The sequence below is a fragment of the Pedomonas sp. V897 genome (assembly GCF_051304405.1).
Taxonomy (GTDB): domain Bacteria; phylum Pseudomonadota; class Alphaproteobacteria; order Sphingomonadales; family Sphingomonadaceae; genus Pedomonas.
This window is the reverse complement of record NZ_JBPPGG010000007.1, coordinates 81,934-100,000: the sequence shown is the minus strand read 5'-3', so window position 1 is coordinate 100,000 and position 18,067 is coordinate 81,934. Positions and strand designations below refer to the sequence as shown.

The 18,067-nt window shown below is 66.1% G+C and carries 13 protein-coding genes (1 of these 13 cut by a window edge); 5 read left to right on the top strand and 8 right to left on the bottom strand.

Features of this window, described 5'->3' with window-relative positions; translation table 11 throughout:
• Both ACSJJU_RS14115 and ACSJJU_RS14110 read right to left on the bottom strand, forming a co-directional pair.
• On the bottom strand, window positions 1-2,565 hold the 5' portion of the coding sequence (locus tag ACSJJU_RS14115) for an efflux RND transporter permease subunit (protein WP_435916235.1). 579 nt of this gene lie to the left of the window's left edge; the window shows 2,565 of its 3,144 coding nt (coding positions 1-2,565); its start codon is at window positions 2,563-2,565; its stop codon lies beyond the left edge, outside the window.
• Between the two features lie 21 nt (window positions 2,566-2,586).
• Window positions 2,587-3,822, bottom strand: a complete 1,236-nt coding sequence (locus ACSJJU_RS14110) for an efflux RND transporter periplasmic adaptor subunit (RefSeq protein ID WP_435916234.1) — start codon at window positions 3,820-3,822, stop codon at window positions 2,587-2,589.
• A 294-nt stretch (window positions 3,823-4,116) separates the two neighbouring features.
• On the opposite strand from ACSJJU_RS14110, the gene ACSJJU_RS14105 reads away from it, so the two are divergent.
• Entirely contained in the window at window positions 4,117-5,919 is a 1,803-nt protein-coding gene (locus ACSJJU_RS14105; RefSeq protein WP_435916233.1) for a diguanylate cyclase, read from the top strand.
• Window positions 5,920-5,956: 37 nt separating this feature from the next.
• Here the strand turns inward: ACSJJU_RS14105 and ACSJJU_RS14100 are convergent, their stop codons facing one another.
• Together ACSJJU_RS14100 and pncB are read right to left on the bottom strand one after the other, a co-directional pair.
• Entirely contained in the window at window positions 5,957-7,501 is a 1,545-nt protein-coding gene (locus tag ACSJJU_RS14100) for an ATP-binding protein (RefSeq protein WP_435916232.1), read from the bottom strand.
• Between the two features lie 279 nt (window positions 7,502-7,780).
• Complete coding sequence (pncB, locus tag ACSJJU_RS14095) at window positions 7,781-9,085, bottom strand: nicotinate phosphoribosyltransferase (RefSeq protein WP_435916231.1); 1,305 nt, start codon at window positions 9,083-9,085, stop codon at window positions 7,781-7,783.
• Window positions 9,086-9,197: 112 nt separating this feature from the next.
• On the opposite strand from pncB, the gene pyrC reads away from it, so the two are divergent.
• The gene (gene pyrC / locus ACSJJU_RS14090) at window positions 9,198-10,238 is read left to right on the top strand and encodes a dihydroorotase (protein WP_435916230.1); all 1,041 of its coding nucleotides are present in this window, start codon (window positions 9,198-9,200) and stop codon (window positions 10,236-10,238) included.
• A gap of 3 nt (window positions 10,239-10,241) precedes the next feature.
• Here pyrC and ACSJJU_RS14085 read toward each other — a convergent pair whose 3' ends face one another.
• Both ACSJJU_RS14085 and ACSJJU_RS14080 read right to left on the bottom strand, forming a co-directional pair.
• Complete coding sequence (locus ACSJJU_RS14085; RefSeq protein ID WP_435916229.1) at window positions 10,242-10,835, bottom strand: SAM-dependent methyltransferase; 594 nt, start codon at window positions 10,833-10,835, stop codon at window positions 10,242-10,244.
• Window positions 10,832-12,205, bottom strand: a complete 1,374-nt coding sequence (locus ACSJJU_RS14080) for an APC family permease (protein ID WP_435916228.1) — start codon at window positions 12,203-12,205, stop codon at window positions 10,832-10,834. Before ACSJJU_RS14080 ends, ACSJJU_RS14085 begins: the two co-directional genes overlap by 4 nt.
• A gap of 369 nt (window positions 12,206-12,574) precedes the next feature.
• Between ACSJJU_RS14080 and rnk the strand changes: the two genes are divergently transcribed.
• From rnk to ACSJJU_RS14065, 3 genes are all read left to right on the top strand, one after another.
• The gene (gene rnk, locus ACSJJU_RS14075; protein ID WP_435916227.1) at window positions 12,575-13,000 is read left to right on the top strand and encodes a nucleoside diphosphate kinase regulator; all 426 of its coding nucleotides are present in this window, start codon (window positions 12,575-12,577) and stop codon (window positions 12,998-13,000) included.
• Window positions 13,001-13,186: 186 nt separating this feature from the next.
• The gene (locus ACSJJU_RS14070; protein ID WP_435916226.1) at window positions 13,187-14,209 is read left to right on the top strand and encodes an Ldh family oxidoreductase; all 1,023 of its coding nucleotides are present in this window, start codon (window positions 13,187-13,189) and stop codon (window positions 14,207-14,209) included.
• Window positions 14,210-14,256: 47 nt separating this feature from the next.
• The gene (locus ACSJJU_RS14065) at window positions 14,257-15,357 is read left to right on the top strand and encodes an alpha/beta fold hydrolase (protein WP_435916225.1); all 1,101 of its coding nucleotides are present in this window, start codon (window positions 14,257-14,259) and stop codon (window positions 15,355-15,357) included.
• Window positions 15,358-15,632: 275 nt separating this feature from the next.
• Here the strand turns inward: ACSJJU_RS14065 and ACSJJU_RS14060 are convergent, their stop codons facing one another.
• A complete protein-coding gene (locus ACSJJU_RS14060; RefSeq protein ID WP_435916224.1) occupies window positions 15,633-16,118 on the bottom strand; it encodes a YybH family protein in 486 nt (161 codons plus the stop codon).
• 13 nt (window positions 16,119-16,131) lie between these two features.
• A complete protein-coding gene (locus tag ACSJJU_RS14055) occupies window positions 16,132-17,904 on the bottom strand; it encodes a DUF885 domain-containing protein (protein WP_435916223.1) in 1,773 nt (590 codons plus the stop codon).
• Between the last annotated feature and the right edge of the window lie 163 nt (window positions 17,905-18,067).

Here is an 18,067-nt window from a genome sequence, read left to right as displayed (position 1 = left end):
GGTCCATTCATAGCCGAAGCCGTCGGGCAGCTGGCCCGCCAGCTGCTCCATCTCCGCCATGGCCTCGCCGGTGCTGTAACCGGGCGCGGCGCTGCCGGAGATATTCAAAGACGGAAATCCATTATAGCGGTTGAGCTGGGGCGGCCCCGCCGTCCACTCCGCCGTCGTGAACGCGGAGAAGGGAACCATTTGGCCCTCCGCATTGCGCACCCGCAGGTCGAGAAGGTCGGTCGGCGTCATGCGCTGCTCGGGCTCGGCCTGCAACAGCACGCGCAGCACCCGCCCCTCCCGGTTGAAATCGTTTGCGTAGCCGGAGCCGAAGGTGATCGACAGGGTGGTGTTGATGTCGCCGATATCCACGCCGAGCGCGCGCGCCAGAATCCGGTCGACGGTCACCCGCACCTGCGGGCTGTCCTGTAACCCTTCCGGCCGCACGCCGGTGAGAACCGGACTTTGCGCGGCCAGACCCAGAAGCTGGTTTTGCGCCTGGACAAGCGCGCCATGTCCGAGACCCGCCCGATCCTGCAAGCGGAAGCTGAAGCCGCTGGCTGTACCCAGCTCGGGGATGGGCGGCGGGCTCAAGGCATAGAGCAGTGCGCCCTTGATCTGCGAGAGCACTGCCATCGCCTTTCCCGCGACGGTCGAGGCGTGATTGTCCCTGCCCGGCCGCTCTTCCCACGGCTTCAGATTGATGAACATCAGGGCCGCATTCTGGCCGCTGCCGAAATAGCTGAAACCGAGAACGGCGATGACCTGCCTCACCTGAGGCTGGGCGAGATAATATGCCTCTGCCTGTTCCACCACCGCCAGCGTGCGCTGCTGAGTGGCGCCCGGGGGCGCCTGCACCACGGTGATGAGATATCCCTGATCCTCCTCCGGCAGGAAACTGCCGGGCAGGGACGTGAACAGGTAGCCGGCAACGGCCGTCAGCACCGCAAAAACGGCAAGCCAGCGCAGGGGCCGGCGAATGAGACTGCCGACCTTGTTCTGATATTTGAAGGTGGTGCGCCCGAACCAGGTGTTGAACCTGCCGAAGAAACCATGCCGCGACCCCTCCTCGACGCCCGGCTTCAGCATGGAGGCACACAGGGCCGGCGTCAGCGTGAGGGCGAGCAGGGCAGAGAAGGCGATGGAGAGCGCCAGCGTGACCGAGAACTGCCGGTAGATGCCGCCCACCGTGCCCGGAAAGAAGGCCATGGGGATGAACACCGCCACCAGCACCAGCGTGATGCCGATGATCGCGCCCACAATCTGGCCCATGGCCTTGTAGGTGGCGTCTCGGGGCGAAAGCCCCTCCTCCGCCATGATGCGCTCCACATTCTCGATCACGACGATCGCGTCATCGACGAGGATGCCGATGGCCAGCACCATGGCGAACAGCGACAGCACGTTGATGGAGTAGCCGAGCAGCGCCAGCCCGACGCACGAGCCCAGGAGCGCGACCGGGACAACGACCGTCGGGATGATGGTCGCCCGGAAATTCTGCAGGAACAGGTACATGACGATGAACACCAGCACCATCGCCTCGGCCAGGGTCTTGACCACCTCCTTCACGGAAATCTCGATGAACGGCGAGGTGTCGTAGGGCACGGACCAATCCATGTCCGGCGGGAAGTCCTGCGCCAGTTCGGCCATGCGCGCCTTCACCGCCCCGGCGGTTGCCAGCGCGTTCGCGCCCGTCGCCAGCTGCACCGCCATGCCCGCCATGGGCTTGCCGTTGAGGCGCGATCCGGTTTCGTAGCTGGCGGCACCCAGCTCGACCCGCGCCACATCCGCCAGACGCACCGATGACCCGTCCGGGTTGGCGCGCAGGATGATCTGCCCGAACTCCTCGGGCGTGGCGAGGCGGCGCTGGGTGATGACCGTGGCATTCAGCTGCTGGTTCGGAATGGACGGCTGCGCACCAAGCTGACCGCCCGGCGCCTGGGAATTCTGCTCCTGCACGGCCGCCAGCGCCTCGGCGGGCGACAGGGAAAAGCTGGCCAGCCGCTCCGGGTCCAGCCACACCCGCATGGCGTATTCCGAACCGAACAGGCGCACGTCCCCCACGCCATCCACGCGGCGCAGCTGATCGACGATGCGGGTGTTGGCATAGTTGCCAAGATCGAGGGCGCTGCGGCTGCCTCCCGGAGAGGTGAGCGACACAATCATCAGAAAGCTGGAGGAGGCCTCGTTGACCTGGATACCCTGACGCCGCACCTCCTCCGGCAGGCGTGCCTCCACCCGGCTGAGGCGGTTCTGCACTTCCATCTGGGCGATATCGATGTCCGTGCCGCTTTCGAACGTCACCGTGATGGTGACCGTGCCGTTGGAAGCGCTGGTGGAACTCATGTAGAGAAAGCCGTCCACGCCGTTCAGTTCGGGCTCGATCACGGCCGTCACGTTCTGCTCGAGCGTCTCCGCATCGGCGCCCGGGTAGGTCGCGGTGATATTGAGGGAGGGCGGCGCGACGGACGGATACTGCTCGATGGGCAGCGAACGCAGCGCCAGCAGACCGGCAATGGAAATTGCCAGCGCGATCACCCAGGCAAAGACGGGCCGATCAATGAAAAACCTTGCGAACATTGGCCTTCCCTGGAATGGTCCTTACCGCTGAACCGGCGGCTTCCCTGCCCCGCCCTGCTGCCCCGGGCCCGCGCTCTGACCCGCCTGACGCGACGCCGCGGCCACCTGCACGGGCGCGCCCGGTCGGGCCTTCAGCTGCCCCTCGACGATCACCCGCTCGCCCGGCCTCAAGCCCTGCGCAATGATCCACGAGTCGCCAACGAGTTCTCCGAGTTTCACCGGGCGCTGCGCGACGATGTTGTTCTCGCCCACCACCAGAACGGAGGCGCTTTCGGCGGAAAACTGCACCGCCTTTTGCGGCACGGTGATGCCGGCCGGGTTGACGCCCACCTCGATCCGCGCGCGCACGAATTCTCCGGGTAGCAGCAGGCGTTCCTCGTTGGGCAGCACGGCGCGCAGGCTGACCGTGCCGGTGCCGGGATCGACCGCAAGATCGAGGAAGTTCAGGCGGCCCGCCTTGGCGTATACCGTGCCATCCTCCAGCACGACGGTCACCCGCATCTGATCGAGGGACGGAGCCTTCAGCCGGCCGCTCTCCACATCTTTGCGGATGTTGAGAACCTGGCTGCTCGAATGGGAAAAATTCACATAGATGGGGTCCAGCTGCTCGATGGTGGTCAGCAGCGTGCCCCCCGCCGCGCTCACAAGGGCGCCTTCCGTCACCTGGGCGCGGCCCGCGCGGCCACTGATCGGTGCCGTCACCGTGGCATAGCCCAGATCCAGCCGGGCCTGCTCAACCTGCGCCTGAGCGGATTCCACATCGGCCTCGGCCCGGGCCAGTCGCGCCTGAGCGGCGTCGAATTCCTGCTGGCTGATGGCATTTCGGGCGACAAGGGGACGAAAGCGCTCCACATCCTGCCGGGCGTTGGCCGCTTCCGCCTCTGCCCGGCGCAGCGCGGCCTGCGCGGCGGCCAGCCGCGCCTTCAGCGGCCGCGGGTCGATCTGGAACAGGGTCTGCCCTTCCCGCACGTCGGTGCCTTCCTCGTACAGGCGGCGCTCTACAATGCCGTCCACACGGGCCCGCACCTCGGCCGTCCGCACCGCCTGCAAGCGGCCGGGCAACTCCACGACAATCGGCACGGATGTGGCCTGAACCACCTGAGCGATGACCTCGGGAGGCGGCGTCTGCGGCGTTGCCTCATCCCTGTCGCAAGCGGCAAGACCGGTGCCCAGAACCAGGGCAAAGGTGGGTAAGGCCCAGGGGGCAAGGGCCCGGGGACGCCTGCGCCGACCGATCACCGATAGACACCGCCACATGCGTGCCCCTCCATTGCCTGTGGGGGCATTGCATGCTGCACACCCTGCCCCCGGGGACGCCTCATCGCAGGTGATGGGCTGCGGGAAGTTCCCCCGGAGTAACGTATGAAGAAGCGGACCGATCCCCCCGGCAGGCCACCCCAAGGGGTGGGACGCCAGCCGATCACCCCGGCGGGGCCGGCGCTTCCGGTTTGATTGGCCGTTAATGTAGTTGTAATAACATCCCCGATCCGGCAGAGGCTGGGGGCCTTGTCAGATCGGCAGTTCCCGGCACGGGGCCAGGGGGGGGGCAACGTGGAAGAGGCAACATCGTCGTTTTCGACGCCGCAGTCCGGTCTCGGCCGGGCGGGTTTCGCGATTGGCGGAAGAACCATTTTCCTGCTCGTCTTTCTGCTCGCCCTGTTCCCGTTTTTCATTTCCTGGACGCTGGAGCCGTCGGTTCCGCCGCAGCTTCAACTGTGCCACAGCGTGACGGACGATGCGGTTGACCCGGGCAAGGTGCCAGGTCTCACCTTCCAGTGCGACGGCACGCCGGCCAACTATGCCGACCGGTGGCTCTGGCTTCGCCACGAAATGACGGGGCAGCAGCAGACCTGGCCCGACTGGTCCATGAACCTGCATAACACGCGGTTTGAGGACCTTCTGGTCAACTTCCACTTTGCCAATGGCCATACGGAGACCCACCGGGTCCGCGCGGGCGATTTCGGCAACCATTGGACCCCCAACGGCTACCTCGCCTTCCACGCCCACAGCCGGCCGGCGCCGCTGGATGCCATTACGCTCGGCATCAACCGGCTGGCCTCCTACGAGTTGCTCCGGCTGCGTCTGGTGCCGGGGGTGCAACAGGACCGGGCCGTTCAGCTGACCTCCGTGCTGGTCGGCGCGTCGCTCAGCCTTCTGACCGTCTCCCTGGTCTACAACCTGTTCATTACCGTTATCGCGCGGAAGCGGCGGGCAATCTGGCACTGCGCCTGGGTGGTCTGCATGATTGCCTGGGGACTGTGCTGGTCCCAGCTCATTCTGCTGATTGCCCCCCAGCTGGCCGGAAGCGCGACCGTCAGAATTTCCTCCGTCCTTGCGACATCCGCCATCGTCTTTGCCAACCAGTACATGCTGGTCTCGCTGGAGAAGACCGCCCTGCCCCGCATCGTGAGAGTGGGTCTCAGGGGCAGTGCCCTGGCGATGCTGCTGTTGTGCCCCGCCGCCCTCTATGCCCCGGCGGGCATGGCCACCATCCTCGCCGAACTCTTCCGCTTTTCCACCGTGCTGACCCTGACGCTGGTGATCATTGCGCTCATCGTTGCCCTCTACCGTCGCAGTCAGGCCGCAAAGGATTTCGCCCTGGCCTGGAGCTTGCCGGTCGCGGCGGTACTGGCCTCGTTCACGGCCGACACCTCAACCACCGTGCCGGTCGTCAGCGGCGAATTGATGGTTCTGGGCACCTCCGCCCTGCAAACGCTCTGGCTGTCCTTCGCCGCATCGCGAGGGTTCGCCAACCTTCAGGCCGAGCGCGATCAGGCCCGGGCCATGCAGTCCGAACTCATGGTGCTGGCGGAAACTGACCCGCTGACCAAGCTCTACAACCGCCGCGGCATGATGGAGCGCTTCCATCGCGAACTGGCCCAGGCCCAGCGAAACGGCTCGTCTCTCGGCCTGATGCTGGTCGACATCGACCACTTCAAGTCCATCAACGACACCTTCGGCCATGAGGTTGGCGACCATGCGCTTCAGCATGTGGCAAACCTGCTGGCGCAACTCAGAAAGATCGGCGCGATCGTCGCCCGGTTCGGCGGCGAGGAGTTCTGCATCATTGTCCCGGGGAAGACGGGTGAGGAGCTGCTGACCCTGGCCGAGCGCGTCCGCCGCCTGCTGGCCGACGCCGACATGTCAAAGGTGTTCGACACGAACACGCACGGCATCACCGCCAGCTTCGGCATCATCGACACGCGGGAATTTCCGGATTCGGACGCCGCCACCCTGCTGCGCGCGGCGGATCAGGCCCTGTATCGGGCCAAGGCCGGGGGCCGCAATCGCGTGGTCATGGCGCGCCGGGAGGAAAACCCGCCGAGCATGGCTCTCGAAGATACAAACACCTGAGCGGCCAGCAGGCCATCCCTGCCTCAGCGCCCTTGCCTCAGGTGTTATCTTCTCGAGGCGCTTCCGCCACCGCCCGCACGATCGCCTGGCGGAGCGTGGTGATATCGAACGGCTTGCGGAGCACGAGCCAGTTTTCCGCCTCCTGAAAGGCGTTGTCGCTCCACCCCGTCATCAGGAGTGCCGGGACCAACGGATAATTCCGCCTGATGATCTCCGCCAGTTCCACACCGTTCATGCCGCCCGGCATGATCACATCGCTGAGCACCAGATCGATTGCCACTCCCGCCCGCAGGTGATCGAGGGCATCGGCCGCGTTGTCCGCCCGCATGACCTGATAGTCCAGTTCGCGCAACATGCTGGCGGTGACGTTGCCCACGATCGGGTCGTCCTCCACCAGCAGCACCCTGCCGCCTGGAAGGATGCTCTCCTCCGCCGGCGCGTCGTGCTTCCCTTTCGCCGGGATCTCCTGCGATTTCGGCAGGTAGATGGTAAAGGTCGTCCCCTCCCAGGGCACGCTCCTGACGGTCACCGTACCGCCCGAGCGGGACGCAAAGCCGTAAACCTGAGAGAGCCCCAGCCCCGTACCCTTGTTCGCATCCTTTGTTGTGAAGAATGGGTCGAAGATCTTGTCCAGATGCTCCGGCGCAATGCCGGTGCCCGTATCGCTGACCGCAATGGCGACAAAGGCGCCGTGAAGGTGAGACACCTCCGCGTTGGGCAGTTGAACATTCTCCGCCGTGATGCTGAGCAGCCCGCCCTGGCCCATGGCGTCTCTCGCATTCATGGCCAGGTTGACAATCGCCAGCTCGAACTCGCCCACATCGACCCGCACCGGATACACATCGGGCTGCACCTCGATGGTCAGTTCCAGATCGCCACGCAGCGAGCCATGCACCAGCTCCCGGAGGGCATCGAACTGCCGGGGCAGGTCCACAACCACCGGGTTGAGCGGTTCCCGGCGTGAGAAGGCCAGCAACTGGCGCGTGAGGGTGCGCCCCTGCTCGGCCGCATGGCGGATCGTGTCAATGGCCACCAGATCGGCCGGGTCCGTGAGCCGCCGGGCCAGAATGTCCGCATAGCCGTTGATGATCATCAGGAGGTTGTTGAAGTCGTGCGCCACACCCCCGGTAAGCTTGCCGATGGCCTCCATCTTCTGGGCCTGCGCCAGCTGCTCGCGGGTCAGCGCCAGCGCCACCTGCGTGTTGCGCTGGGCGGTCATGTCACGCGTCACCTTGGCGAAGCCCACATGCCGGCCGTGCTCGTCGTGGATTGCGTCCAGCACCACGCTCGCCCAGAACCGGCTGCCGTCCTTGCGAACCCGCCAGCCCTCGTCTTCATGACGGCCGTTCGCCAACGCAGATGCCAGCGCGCGGTGCGGCAGGCCGCCTTGCTGGTCCTCGGGCGTAAAGAAGCACGCATAATGCCTGCCGATGATCTCGGACTCGCTGTAGCCCTTGATCCGCTCCGCCCCGCCGTTCCAGCTGATCACATGCCCCTTCTGGTCGAGCATGTAGATTGCGTAATCGACCACCGATCTCACCAGCAGCTCAAATCGGCGATTGTTGATCTCTGCAATAGACATATCGGGAACTGTCAACGTCCGCGTTCCGGCTGTTCATCGCCCAAGCAACGGAAATGACTCATGCCAGACCTCACCCTTACCTGGTTCAGGTGACGGGCATCGCCCTGATGTCCATCTCGCCCAGTGCCTTTGCCTCAAATGTCTTTGCGACAGGAGTCCCCAGCGGTCTCCCCCCGTCCCCCGGCCGATTTCCCCCCTCTCTGCCAAGCTCTCTTTTTAAATTTATCAAAGTCGCCAAAAGTCACGGGCGACGCCGGAAAAATTATACACCCCCCCGGCTCAGACCCGCACCTGCCGCGCGACCCGCCCCCGCGAGCCGAACAGGGAGAGATAATGGGCGATGGCCTCCGGCGTGCCCGTCGCCTTCACCGGATTGTCCGACAGTTTGACCGTCGGACGGCCGTTGGCCTGCGTCACCTTGCAGACCAGCGAAATGGGCTCCAGTCCCGGCCGATCATCGGTGGCGCACCCGGCAAGATCGTTGGTCAGGTTGGTCCCCCAGCCAAAACTGAGGCGCACCCGGCCATTGAAATGATGGTAGGTCTCCTCGATAGCCTCCACGTCCATGCCGTCCGAGAAGACCAGCAGTTTGGCCGCCGGGTCAATCCCCCTGGCCCGCCACCAGGCCATGATCCGTTCTCCGCCTTCGACAGGCGGTGCGGAGTCCGGGCGGAAGCCGGTCCAGTCGGCAACCCAGTCCGGGGCCTGTTCCAGAAAGGCCTCGGTGCCGAAGGTATCGGGCAGCACCACCAGCAGATTGCCGCTGTAATAGCGCCTCCAGTCTTCCAGCACCTTGTAGGGTGCCCGGCGGCGCTCCGCGTCGGTGTCGGCCAGCGCCGCCAGCACCATGGGCAGCTCATGCGCATTGGTGCCGATGGCCTCCAGATCATGCTCCATCGCCAGGAGCACGTTGCTGGTACCCATGAAGGCGGACCCCAACCCCTCCTTCAGCGCCGCGATGCACCAGTTCTGCCACAGAAAGCTGTGCCGGCGGCGCGTGCCGAAGTCGGAGAGGCGCAGATCCGGCAGGCCGCGCAACCGCTCCAGCTTCTCCCACAGCCGGGCTTTGGCGCGGGCGTAGAGCACATCGAGCGAGAACCGGCCCAGCCCCTTGAGCGCCGCCCGGGAGCGCAGTTCGTTGACGATGGCGAGCGCGGGGATCTCCCACATGCTGGCATAGGCCCAGGGGCCGTGGAAGTTGAGGCGATACTGGCCATCCACCTTCTCCAGCTCGTAGTCCGGCAGCTGGAAATCGGCGAGCCAGGCGAGGAAGTCGGGCGCGAAGATCTGCTGGCGGCCATAGAAGCTGTTGCCCGCGAGCCAGATCAGCTCCTTCTTGGTGAACCGCAAGGTGCGGGCGTGGTCGAGCTGGGCCCGCAGCTCGCCTTCGTCGATTTCATCGGCGATCCGCACCGACGTGGTGCGGTTGATCAGCGAGAAGGTGACATTCACGTCGCGGTACAAGCCCCAGATCATCTGGACCATCAGGAGCTTGTAGAAGTCCGTGTCGAGCAGGCTGCGCACGATCGGATCGAGCCGCCAGCCATGGTTGTAGGTCCGGGTTGCGATATCGGTGAAGATCATGGGGGCCCCAACACGGCTGCTGCCTCTTACAGGGAGTCTAGCGTTTCAGGGCAAGTCAGGCTACACGCGCCCAATCACAGAGATCGGGCAGCAGGACAGGCAGGAGACGGCCATGGACCGGATCACCCTCACCCAACCGGACGACTGGCACCTCCACGTGCGCGACGGCGACGCCTTGCGCGCGGTTCTGCCCTATTCGGCCCGCCAGTTCGGCCGGGCCATCATCATGCCGAACCTGGTGCCGCCGGTGACGACCACCGAGCAGGCCCTGGCCTACCGCGAGCGCATTCTGGCCGCCTTGCCCGAGGGCAGCGCCTTTGAGCCGCTGATGACGCTCTACCTGACCGACAACACACCGCCGGAGGAGATCCTGCGCGCCAAGGCCAGCGGCCATGTCCATGCGGTGAAGCTGTATCCGGCCGGAGCCACCACCAACTCCGCCTCGGGTGTCACCGACATCCGCCGCTGCGACGATACGCTGGCGGCGATGGCGGAAGCCGGTCTGCCGCTGCTGGTGCATGGCGAAGTGACCGACCCGGATGTGGACATCTTCGACCGCGAGGCCGTATTCCTCGACCGGGTGCTGGAGCCCCTGCTCACCCGCCTGCCGAAGCTGAAGGTGGTGATGGAGCATATCACGACCCGCGAGGCGGCCGCGTTCGTGCGCGGCGGGCCGGACACGCTCGCCGCCACCATCACGGCACACCACCTGCTGTTCAACCGCAACGACATGCTGGTGGGCGGCATCCGCCCGCACTTCTTCTGCCTGCCGATCCTGAAGCGGGACGACCACCGCCGCGCGCTGGTGGAGGCGGCCACGTCCGGCAGCCCCAGGTTCTTCCTCGGGACGGACAGCGCGCCCCACGCCCGCAAGGCGAAGGAAGCCGCCTGCGGCTGCGCGGGCTCCTACACCGCGCCGGCCGCGCTGGAGCTGTACGCCACCGCCTTCGAGGCCGCAGGCGCGCTCGACAGGCTGGAAGGGTTCGCCAGCCACTTCGGACCGGATTTCTACGGCCTGCCGCGCAATACGCGCACGGTGACGCTGGTGCGCGAGAGCTGGCGGGTGCCCGCCACCCTGCCCTATCTCGACGAGGTGATCGTACCGCTCAAGGGCGGCGAGACGCTCGGCTGGCGTCTGGCCGACGCCGGCTGAGGCCTATTTCCGGGCCGGCACGGTCCACAGGTAGACGGTGCGGCCGCCGACCATGCGCGTCTCGTCCGGCTTCCAGTCGCCCATGTCGAAGGCATGGCTGACGATCCGGCTGCCGGGCTTCAGCTCCTTGAGCAGCTTGGGCCGGAGTTTCTGGTTGAGGGTCGGCAGCAGGTAAAGCGTCACCACGCTCGCCTCGCCGAGATCGGTCTCGAACAGATCCCCATTCCGGAAGGTCACCTGGTCGGTAACGCCGGCCGCCTTGGCGTTGGCATTGGCCTCGCTGATGCGGGCCGGGTCGATGTCGATGCCAACCGCCTTGATGCCGTAGCGCTTGGCCGCGGTGATGGGGATGCGCCCGTCGCCCGAGCCCAGGTCATAGAGCACATCGCCCTGCTTCACCCCGGCCATCTCCAGCATGGCGTCCACCACGTCCTGTGGTGTCGGCACGAAAATCACATCCGGCTCGCGCGGCGCCGCGTCGGCCGCCGGCGCGGTGGCGGCGTCCTGCGCATTTGCCGCGCCGGCATGTGGCAGCATGGCGGTCATGGCGACAATCTCGACTGTGCACAGGGCGGCAAGTGTACGCATGGCTTTCATGGTGCAGCTTCCTTGCTGGTGGGTGAGAGAAAAAGCAGGAGGATGACGCCCGCCGCCAGCACGCCTGCGCCGACAAGCGCGCCCCAGCCGGTGTAGGCGAGGCTCGACCACAGCAGCCAGGCATTGGCGGCGCAGAACAGCAGCGGCGTCAGCGGATAGAGCGGCACACGGAACGGCCGGGGCACATCGGGAGCGCGGCGGCGCAGCACGAACAGCGCGATGCCGACGAGCAGAAAGAAGAACCAGAACACCGGCGCGCTGTATTCCACCGCCATCTGGAAGCCGTCGCGCGCGAAGGCGCCCGCGATAACCAGAAGCAGCGCCATGCCCCCCTGCACCAGAAGCGCGTTGCCCGGCGTGCCGGTCGTCCCGTTCCACCGGCCAAGGAAGCCGAGCTGCGGCATGTCGCGCCCCAGTGCGAAGGTGGAGCGCGCGCCGGTAATCACGGTGGCGTTGGCCGAGGTCAGCGCGGCGACCGCCACCGCCGCCGTGATGAGCACCGCCCCCGCCCCGCCGGCCGCCCGCCGCATCACCTCGGCGGCGACCGCCTCCGAGGCGGCCATGCCTGCCAGCCCCAGCGCCCGCATGTAGGCGAGGTTCACCAGCAGGTAGAGGCCGGTGATCGCCCCCAGTCCCAGGAGCAGCACCCGCAGCATCCGGCGCGGGCCGCCGCGCAGCTCCGCCGAGACGTAGACCGTCTCGTTCCAGCCGCCATAGGTCAGCAGCACGAACACCATCACCAGCCCCAGCGCGCCGCCCGGGGCGCCCCCGGCCGGGGCGGGCGCGGGCGTTGCCGCCGGGGCCAGCGCCAGTCCGGCAACGATCACCGCGGCAAGGCCGGCGACTTCCAGAAGGGTCAGCATGTTCTGGGCGAAGGTGCCCTGACGCACCCCCAGCCAGTTGAGCGCCGTCAGGCCGATCACCGCCAGCGCTGCGTAGATCGCCGAGCCATTGGCGCCGAGCGGCAAAAGGTCCGCCATGTAGTCGCCAAAGACAAAACAGAGGATCGCCACCGACCCGGTCTGGATCACCGTCAGCCGCGCCCAGGCGTAGAGAAAGGCAAGGCGTCCGCCGAACGCGCGGCGCAGGTAGGTGTAGTCGCCGCCGGCATGAGGAAAGGCGCTGGCAAGCTCCGCATAGCAAAGCGCGCCGATGAGGGCGACGAGCCCGCCCGCCGCCCAGACGGCCATCAACATGGCCTCGCTGGTTACCCCGCCCGCCACGAGCGAGGGCGTGCGGAAGATCCCCGCACCCAGCACGATCCCGATGGTGATGGCCACCGCGTCGCGTGTGCGCAGCAGGGGGTGCGGTTCGTCGCCGCCGACGCGCCCGGCCGTCCTTGAGTCGGACTCGAGGTCTGCCCCCCGCATGGTCTCCGCCCCGCTGAACGTTGGTCCCTGGTCGCAAGAGCTGGCAAAACGTTCAGCAGGGGCCTTGGTTGCTCCGCCGCGATTGCATGCAAAATGCTCCCGGCTTGACAACGCGCCGGATTTCCCGAGAGTCGCTATATGACCAACGCCACGTCCACCATCTTCCGGTTGTTCCCGATCGCGGGACTTTAGGCCCCTGGGCTTGGCAGTACGCGCCCCAAGCCACAGGGGCGCAGCGGTTTCGCAAATCCCCTTCGTGTAACGTCAGGGCGCATCCAAACCGCTTTTCACCGCGTTGCATTGCGGCGTTTGCGCAGCTCCGCACCGCGCTTTCCCTTCGATCCCAATCAACAGGATATCAGGACTGCTATGACACATTCCCGTTCCCGCGCTTCCGGCTCCAAGCCGCCGATCATTCTGAGCGAGGATGACTACAACCGCCTGAGTGGTCTCGCTGCCGCCGTGGAGGACCGCCAGCCCCTCGTCGCCGAGGAGCTTCAGGCGGAGATCGACCGCGCCCGCGTGGTGGCGGACGGCACCGTGCCCGCCGACGTGGTGCAGATGGGCTCTACGGTCGAGTACCAGGCAAACGACGGCCCGACCAAGCGCGTCACCCTCGTGTTCCCCGGCGACGCGGACATTGCCGATGGCCGCATTTCCATCCTGACCCCGATCGGCACCGCGCTCATCGGCCTCTCCAAGGGCCAGTCGATCCACTGGACCGCCCGCGACGGCCGCACGCAGCGGCTCACTGTCCTCAACGTGGAGCAGCCCGCGGCGCGGGAGACCGCCTGAACCATCCGCGCTCGCCCAAGCCTCCGAAAGCACGCATAGAACATTTGCATCCCGATCAGATTGAGGGTATATCGTATACCATTCGCGGTCAGGTGATGACGAGGCAGCCCCGATGCCCTGCCGGGGACGCACGGCATGCCTGACTGCGAACACATGGAACGCTCAGGTGACGACGGGAGGCATTGCATGACGGACGCAGCGGAGAAGGTTCGGCTTTCCCTTGAGGAAGTGCGCGCGCTTGCCGAGGCGGTTCTGTCGCGCCACGGCCTGTCCGAGCGTCATGTGAAGGCCGTGGCCGAAACCATGGTCGCGGGCGAGCGCGACGAGTGCGCGTCCCACGGCATCTACCGGCTGCTGGTGTGCGCCCACACGATCAAGGCCGGCAAGGTGGCGCTTGATGCCGAGCCCGTGGTGCACGACATCGCCCCGGCGCTGGTGCGGGTGGACGCAAAGGGCGGCTACGCCCAGCTGCCGTTCCAGATGGGCAAGCCGGTGCTGGAGGAGAAGGCCCGCAATTGCGGCATCGCGGCAATCGGCATCAACAACTGCGTGCACTTTGCCGCCCTGTGGCCGGAAGTGGAGGCCCTGGCGCGCGATGGCTTCGTCGCCTTCGCCTTCACCCCCAGCCACGCCTGGGTTGCCCCCGCCGGCGGCACCAGGCCGGTGTTCGGCACCAACCCCCTCGCCTTCGGCTGGCCGCGCCCGGGCCCGCACCCTTACGTGTTCGACTTTGCCACCAGCGCCGTGGCGCGGGGCGAGATCGAGCTGCACCGCCGCGCCGGCAAGCCGATCCCCCTTGGCTGGGGCATCGACGCGGAAGGCAACCCGACGACGGACGCCGCCGCTGCACTGGAAGGCGCCATGCTCACTTTCGGCGGGCACAAGGGCTCGGCCCTCGCCACCATGATCGAGCTGATCGCGGGCCCGCTCATCGGCGACATGACGAGCGCGGAATCCATCGCCTACGATGACAACGCCAAGGCCTCGCCCTTCGGCGGCGAGCTGATCATCGCCATCGATCCCGCCCGCTTCCTGGGCGACAAGGCGGCCGAGCATCTCGCCCGCGCCGAGGCGGTGTTCGAGAACATCGTCAGCCAGGGCGCGCGCCTGCCCTCGCAGCGCCGCTACGAGGCCCGCGAGCGCACCCGGGTGCATGGCGTCGAGGTGCCCGCCAAGTTGCTGGCGGACATCAAGGCCTTGCTCGACTGATTTTCGTGTACTGTCATTGGGCCAGACAACAGAGGGGGAAAATGCCCATGAACAGACCATTCAGGCACATCGCCGCGCTGGGTGTGCTGGCGGCCGCCTGGGCCGCGCCTGCAACGGCGGCCAACGCCGAAGTGGATTACGCCACCCGGCTGAGCGAAGGTGACGTCATCCTGAAGAATTTCACCTTCGCCTCGGGTGAGACGCTGGCCGAATTGCGCATGCACTACGCGACGCTCGGCACGCCGCAGCGGGATGCCGAAGGGCGCATCACCAACGCCGTCATGGTGCTGCATGGCACCGGCGGCAGCGGCCGCCAGTTTCTCGCGCCCCAGTTCGCGCAGGAGCTTTACGGCCCGGGCCAGCCGCTGGATATCACCAAGTACTTCATCATCCTGCCGGACAACATCGGCCACGGCCAGTCCTCCAAGCCGAGCGACGGCCTGCGCATGGCCTTCCCCAAGTACGACTACGCCGACATGGTGGAAGCCCAGCGCCGCATGCTGGTGGAGGGCCTGAAGGTCACCCGGCTGCGTCTGCTGATCGGCACGTCCATGGGCTGCATGCACGGCTTCATGTGGGGTGAACTGCACCCGGATTTCGCGCAGGCGCTGATGCCCATGGCCTGCCTGCCCATGGAGATCGCGGGCCACAACCGCATGTGGCGCAAGGCGGCGATGCACGGCATCATGTCCGATCCGGCCTGGAACAACGGCAACTACGAAACCCAGCCGGTGCTCGGCCTGCGCACGGCGGTGAGCCTGTTGCAGGTGGCGGGCTTCGCGCCGCTTTATCTCCAGAAGCAGTATCCGAACCGCGCGTCCGCGGATGCGTATATCGTCGAGCGCATCGAGTCCGACATTGCCCGCCGCGACGCCAACGACCTGATCTACCAGCTGGACGCCTCGCGCACCTATGATCCCTCGAAGGATCTGGAAAAAATCATCGCGCCCATGACCTGGGTGAACTCGAGCGACGATTTCATCAACCCGTGGGACTATGGCCTCGCCGAGAAATTCGCGGCGCGCCTGAAAAACGGCCGCTACGTTCTCATCAAGGCCACCGACGATACCCGGGGCCACAGCACCCATACCTGGGCCAGGTTCTGGAAGGATGAGCTGATCGACCTTCTGAAACGCTCGGAAAAATAAATCGGTCTCCCCCCAAACCGCGCCAGTGATGGCCGGTCGTCGCGCGGCGGTCCTCCCCCCCCTCGGGACCGCCGCGCGTCTTTTTTGGGAAGCCCCCGCAAAACGACGCGGCACACACGCCAGACCGGCAACGCGCCTTCCGAAAAAGGAAATGGCCGTGCCTGGAGGGGAGAGGCACGGCCATCAGTTTGACTGCGTTTGGGGAAGCTAAGGTTTTTGTTATTGGGCCACCGTCCCCGTCCTCATTGACATTCGGACTTTCGGGGCGGCCACCGTTAAGGCGATTCCGTCGCCGAGACGTGGTTGAGCGCGATGACCCATTTGCCGTCCCGCTTGCGCATCAGCCGGGTGTTGATGCCATCCAGCGTCTTTTGCGGACGGCTGAGACGGAACCGGCTGATGAGCTGAGCCGCATCGGGCGCCAGCATCTCGATACGGATGTCATAGAAGTGCAGTTCGCCGCGGGTCTCGGCGGACGCGCCGTAATCCCGGATGTAATGATCGAGCGTGCCCTGCCAGTCCTTCTGGAACTGGCCGCGCGAGACGAAAATCACATCCGGGTTGGCAAAGCCCGCCATGTACCCCCGGAAGTCGCCCCGGTTCCACGCCGCCTCCATGTCCGCGATCACCTTGCGGATCGCGGCCTCCTCCGCCGCCACATCCACCCCGCAGAGGGTGCAGGCGGCCGGCTCCGCCCCCGCCGTGGCGGCGGGAGCGAGGCCCAGCGTCAGAAGGGCGGCAGCGAGGCAGAAGGCGCGCATCCGGGCCCCGACCTCAGGAATTCGGCTGACCCGGCGCGCGGCCGCCGTTGGCGATGAACTTCTTGATCTGGTCTTCCAGCGTCGAGAGCGGCACCGCGCCCAGCTGGAGGATCACATCATGGAAGTAGCGCTTGTCGAAGTTCTCGCCGAGCGCGGCTTCCGCTTCCTTGCGCAGGCGGCGGATGGTCAGCTCACCCAGCTTGTAGGCGACAGCCTGACCCGGCCAGGCGATGTAGCGGTCGATTTCGTTGATGACCTCGTGCTCGGTGAGCGCGGTCTTCTCCATCAGGTAATCGATCGCCTGCTGGCGGGTCCAGCCGAACTGGTGGATGCCGGTGTCCACCACCAGGCGGGTCGCGCGCCACATCTCGTAGGACAGCTGGCCGAACTCCTCGTAGGGCGTCTCGTAGATGCCCATCTCATAGCCGAGGTATTCAGTGTAGAGACCCCAGCCCTCGCCATAGCCGGAGAAGTAGATGTTCTTGCGGAAGTCCGGCCGCTCCGGCGCTTCCAGCGCCAGCGCCGCCTGGAAGCTGTGGCCCGGCGTGCACTCGTGGAGCGTCAGCGCCGGAATGTTGAACAGCGACCGCGCCGGCAGGTTGTAGGTGTTCATCATGCAGTTCTCGAGACCGCCGCGCCCGCCGGTGTAGATGGGGGCCAGCGCCTCGGGAACCGGAATGATGCCGTGGCGATAGCGCGGCAGGGTGGCGATGGTCGTCTTGAGCGCCGCGTCGGCTTTCTTCGACACGTACGCCGAGAGCGACAGCAGCTCCTTCGGCGTCTTGGCGTAGAACTGCGGATCGGTGCGGAGGAACTGCTTGAATTCGGCCAGCGTGCCGTTGAAGCCCGCCTTCTTCTTGGTTTCCTCCATGGCGGCGGTGATGCGCTCCACCTCCTTGAGGCCGATCTCGTGGATTTCCTTGGCCGTGATGTTCAGTGTGGTGAACTTGCGGACCATGTCCTGGTAGTAGGCGTCGCCGTTCGGCAGATCCTTGGCCGCAATGGTGGTGCGGGCCTTGGGCATGTACTCCGTGACGAACATGGTGTGCAGCTTCTTGTAGGCCGGCGCCACCACCTCGCGGATCACCTTCAGCGCCTCGGCCTTCAGCTTCTCGCGCTCGGCCTCGGGAATGTTGTCCGGCATCCGCTCGAACGGCTCGAACAGGGGGTTGTCCTCACCGGCCCGCAGGTACGGCTCCATGGTCTTGTCGCGGCCCTCGATGGACACGCGTGGCACCGTGAAGCCGCGCTTGATGCCGGCCCGCATGTTGGTCATGTGTTCGTCGAAGTAGCGCGGCACCTCGCGCAGACGGCTGATGTAGTCCTGGTAGTCCTGCCGCGTGCGCAGGACGCCCCACGGCTTCAGGCCGGTCCAGAAGAAGGTGTCCGCATTGAACGGCGCTTCGTAGGCCTTGTAGCGCAGGTCAACCGCGTCGTTCCACACCATGGTGTAGAACACGTCGTAGTTGATCCGCTCCTCGGGAGAGAGCTGGTCGACGGGGATGGCCTCCAGCTGCTTCAGCACATTCTCCCAGTAGGCGAGACGCTTCTGCTGGGTCGCAGCGTCAACGCGCGGCAGATGAGCGCCGCCTTCCTCACCACGGCCGAATTCGGCTTGGCGCCACTTCCATTCGGCTTCGTAAATGCTCCGCAGGCGTGCGTCAGCGCTGTTCGCCGCCGGGGCCTCTGCCGCCGTCGCCGTGGTCGCGGTGACCGCCACGGCGGGCAGTGCACCGATTGCTGCCGAGGCAAGCAGTACGCGGAACATAAGGGAAGCGTTTCGCATGCGAAAATCTCCTGTCCGGGACCCCCTGGAATCTTCTAGCCCCCGCCTCCCGGTAGCGAGGCATCGTATACCGAATACGATACGGAAACGGCCCGGCTGTCAATCCCGCAGATGCACCGAACGCGCCCGGATCTGGAATTTTCGCCTGCCGTCTGGCGCGTGG

Excerpts from the sequence above, each read along its gene's own strand:
- ACSJJU_RS14110 (WP_435916234.1), bottom strand. The coding sequence starts at position 3,822 with ATGTGGCGGTGTCTATCGGTGATCGGTCGGCGCAGGCGTCCCCGGGCC.
- ACSJJU_RS14100 (WP_435916232.1), bottom strand. The coding sequence starts at position 7,501 with ATGTCTATTGCAGAGATCAACAATCGCCGATTTGAGCTGCTGGTGAGA.
- pncB (WP_435916231.1), bottom strand. The coding sequence starts at position 9,085 with ATGATCTTCACCGATATCGCAACCCGGACCTACAACCATGGCTGGCGG.
- pyrC (WP_435916230.1), top strand. The coding sequence starts at position 9,198 with ATGGACCGGATCACCCTCACCCAACCGGACGACTGGCACCTCCACGTG.
- ACSJJU_RS14085 (WP_435916229.1), bottom strand. The coding sequence starts at position 10,835 with ATGAAAGCCATGCGTACACTTGCCGCCCTGTGCACAGTCGAGATTGTC.
- ACSJJU_RS14080 (WP_435916228.1), bottom strand. The coding sequence starts at position 12,205 with ATGCGGGGGGCAGACCTCGAGTCCGACTCAAGGACGGCCGGGCGCGTC.
- rnk (WP_435916227.1), top strand. The coding sequence starts at position 12,575 with ATGACACATTCCCGTTCCCGCGCTTCCGGCTCCAAGCCGCCGATCATT.
- ACSJJU_RS14070 (WP_435916226.1), top strand. The coding sequence starts at position 13,187 with ATGACGGACGCAGCGGAGAAGGTTCGGCTTTCCCTTGAGGAAGTGCGC.
- ACSJJU_RS14065 (WP_435916225.1), top strand. The coding sequence starts at position 14,257 with ATGAACAGACCATTCAGGCACATCGCCGCGCTGGGTGTGCTGGCGGCC.
- ACSJJU_RS14060 (WP_435916224.1), bottom strand. The coding sequence starts at position 16,118 with ATGCGCGCCTTCTGCCTCGCTGCCGCCCTTCTGACGCTGGGCCTCGCT.
- ACSJJU_RS14055 (WP_435916223.1), bottom strand. The coding sequence starts at position 17,904 with ATGCGAAACGCTTCCCTTATGTTCCGCGTACTGCTTGCCTCGGCAGCA.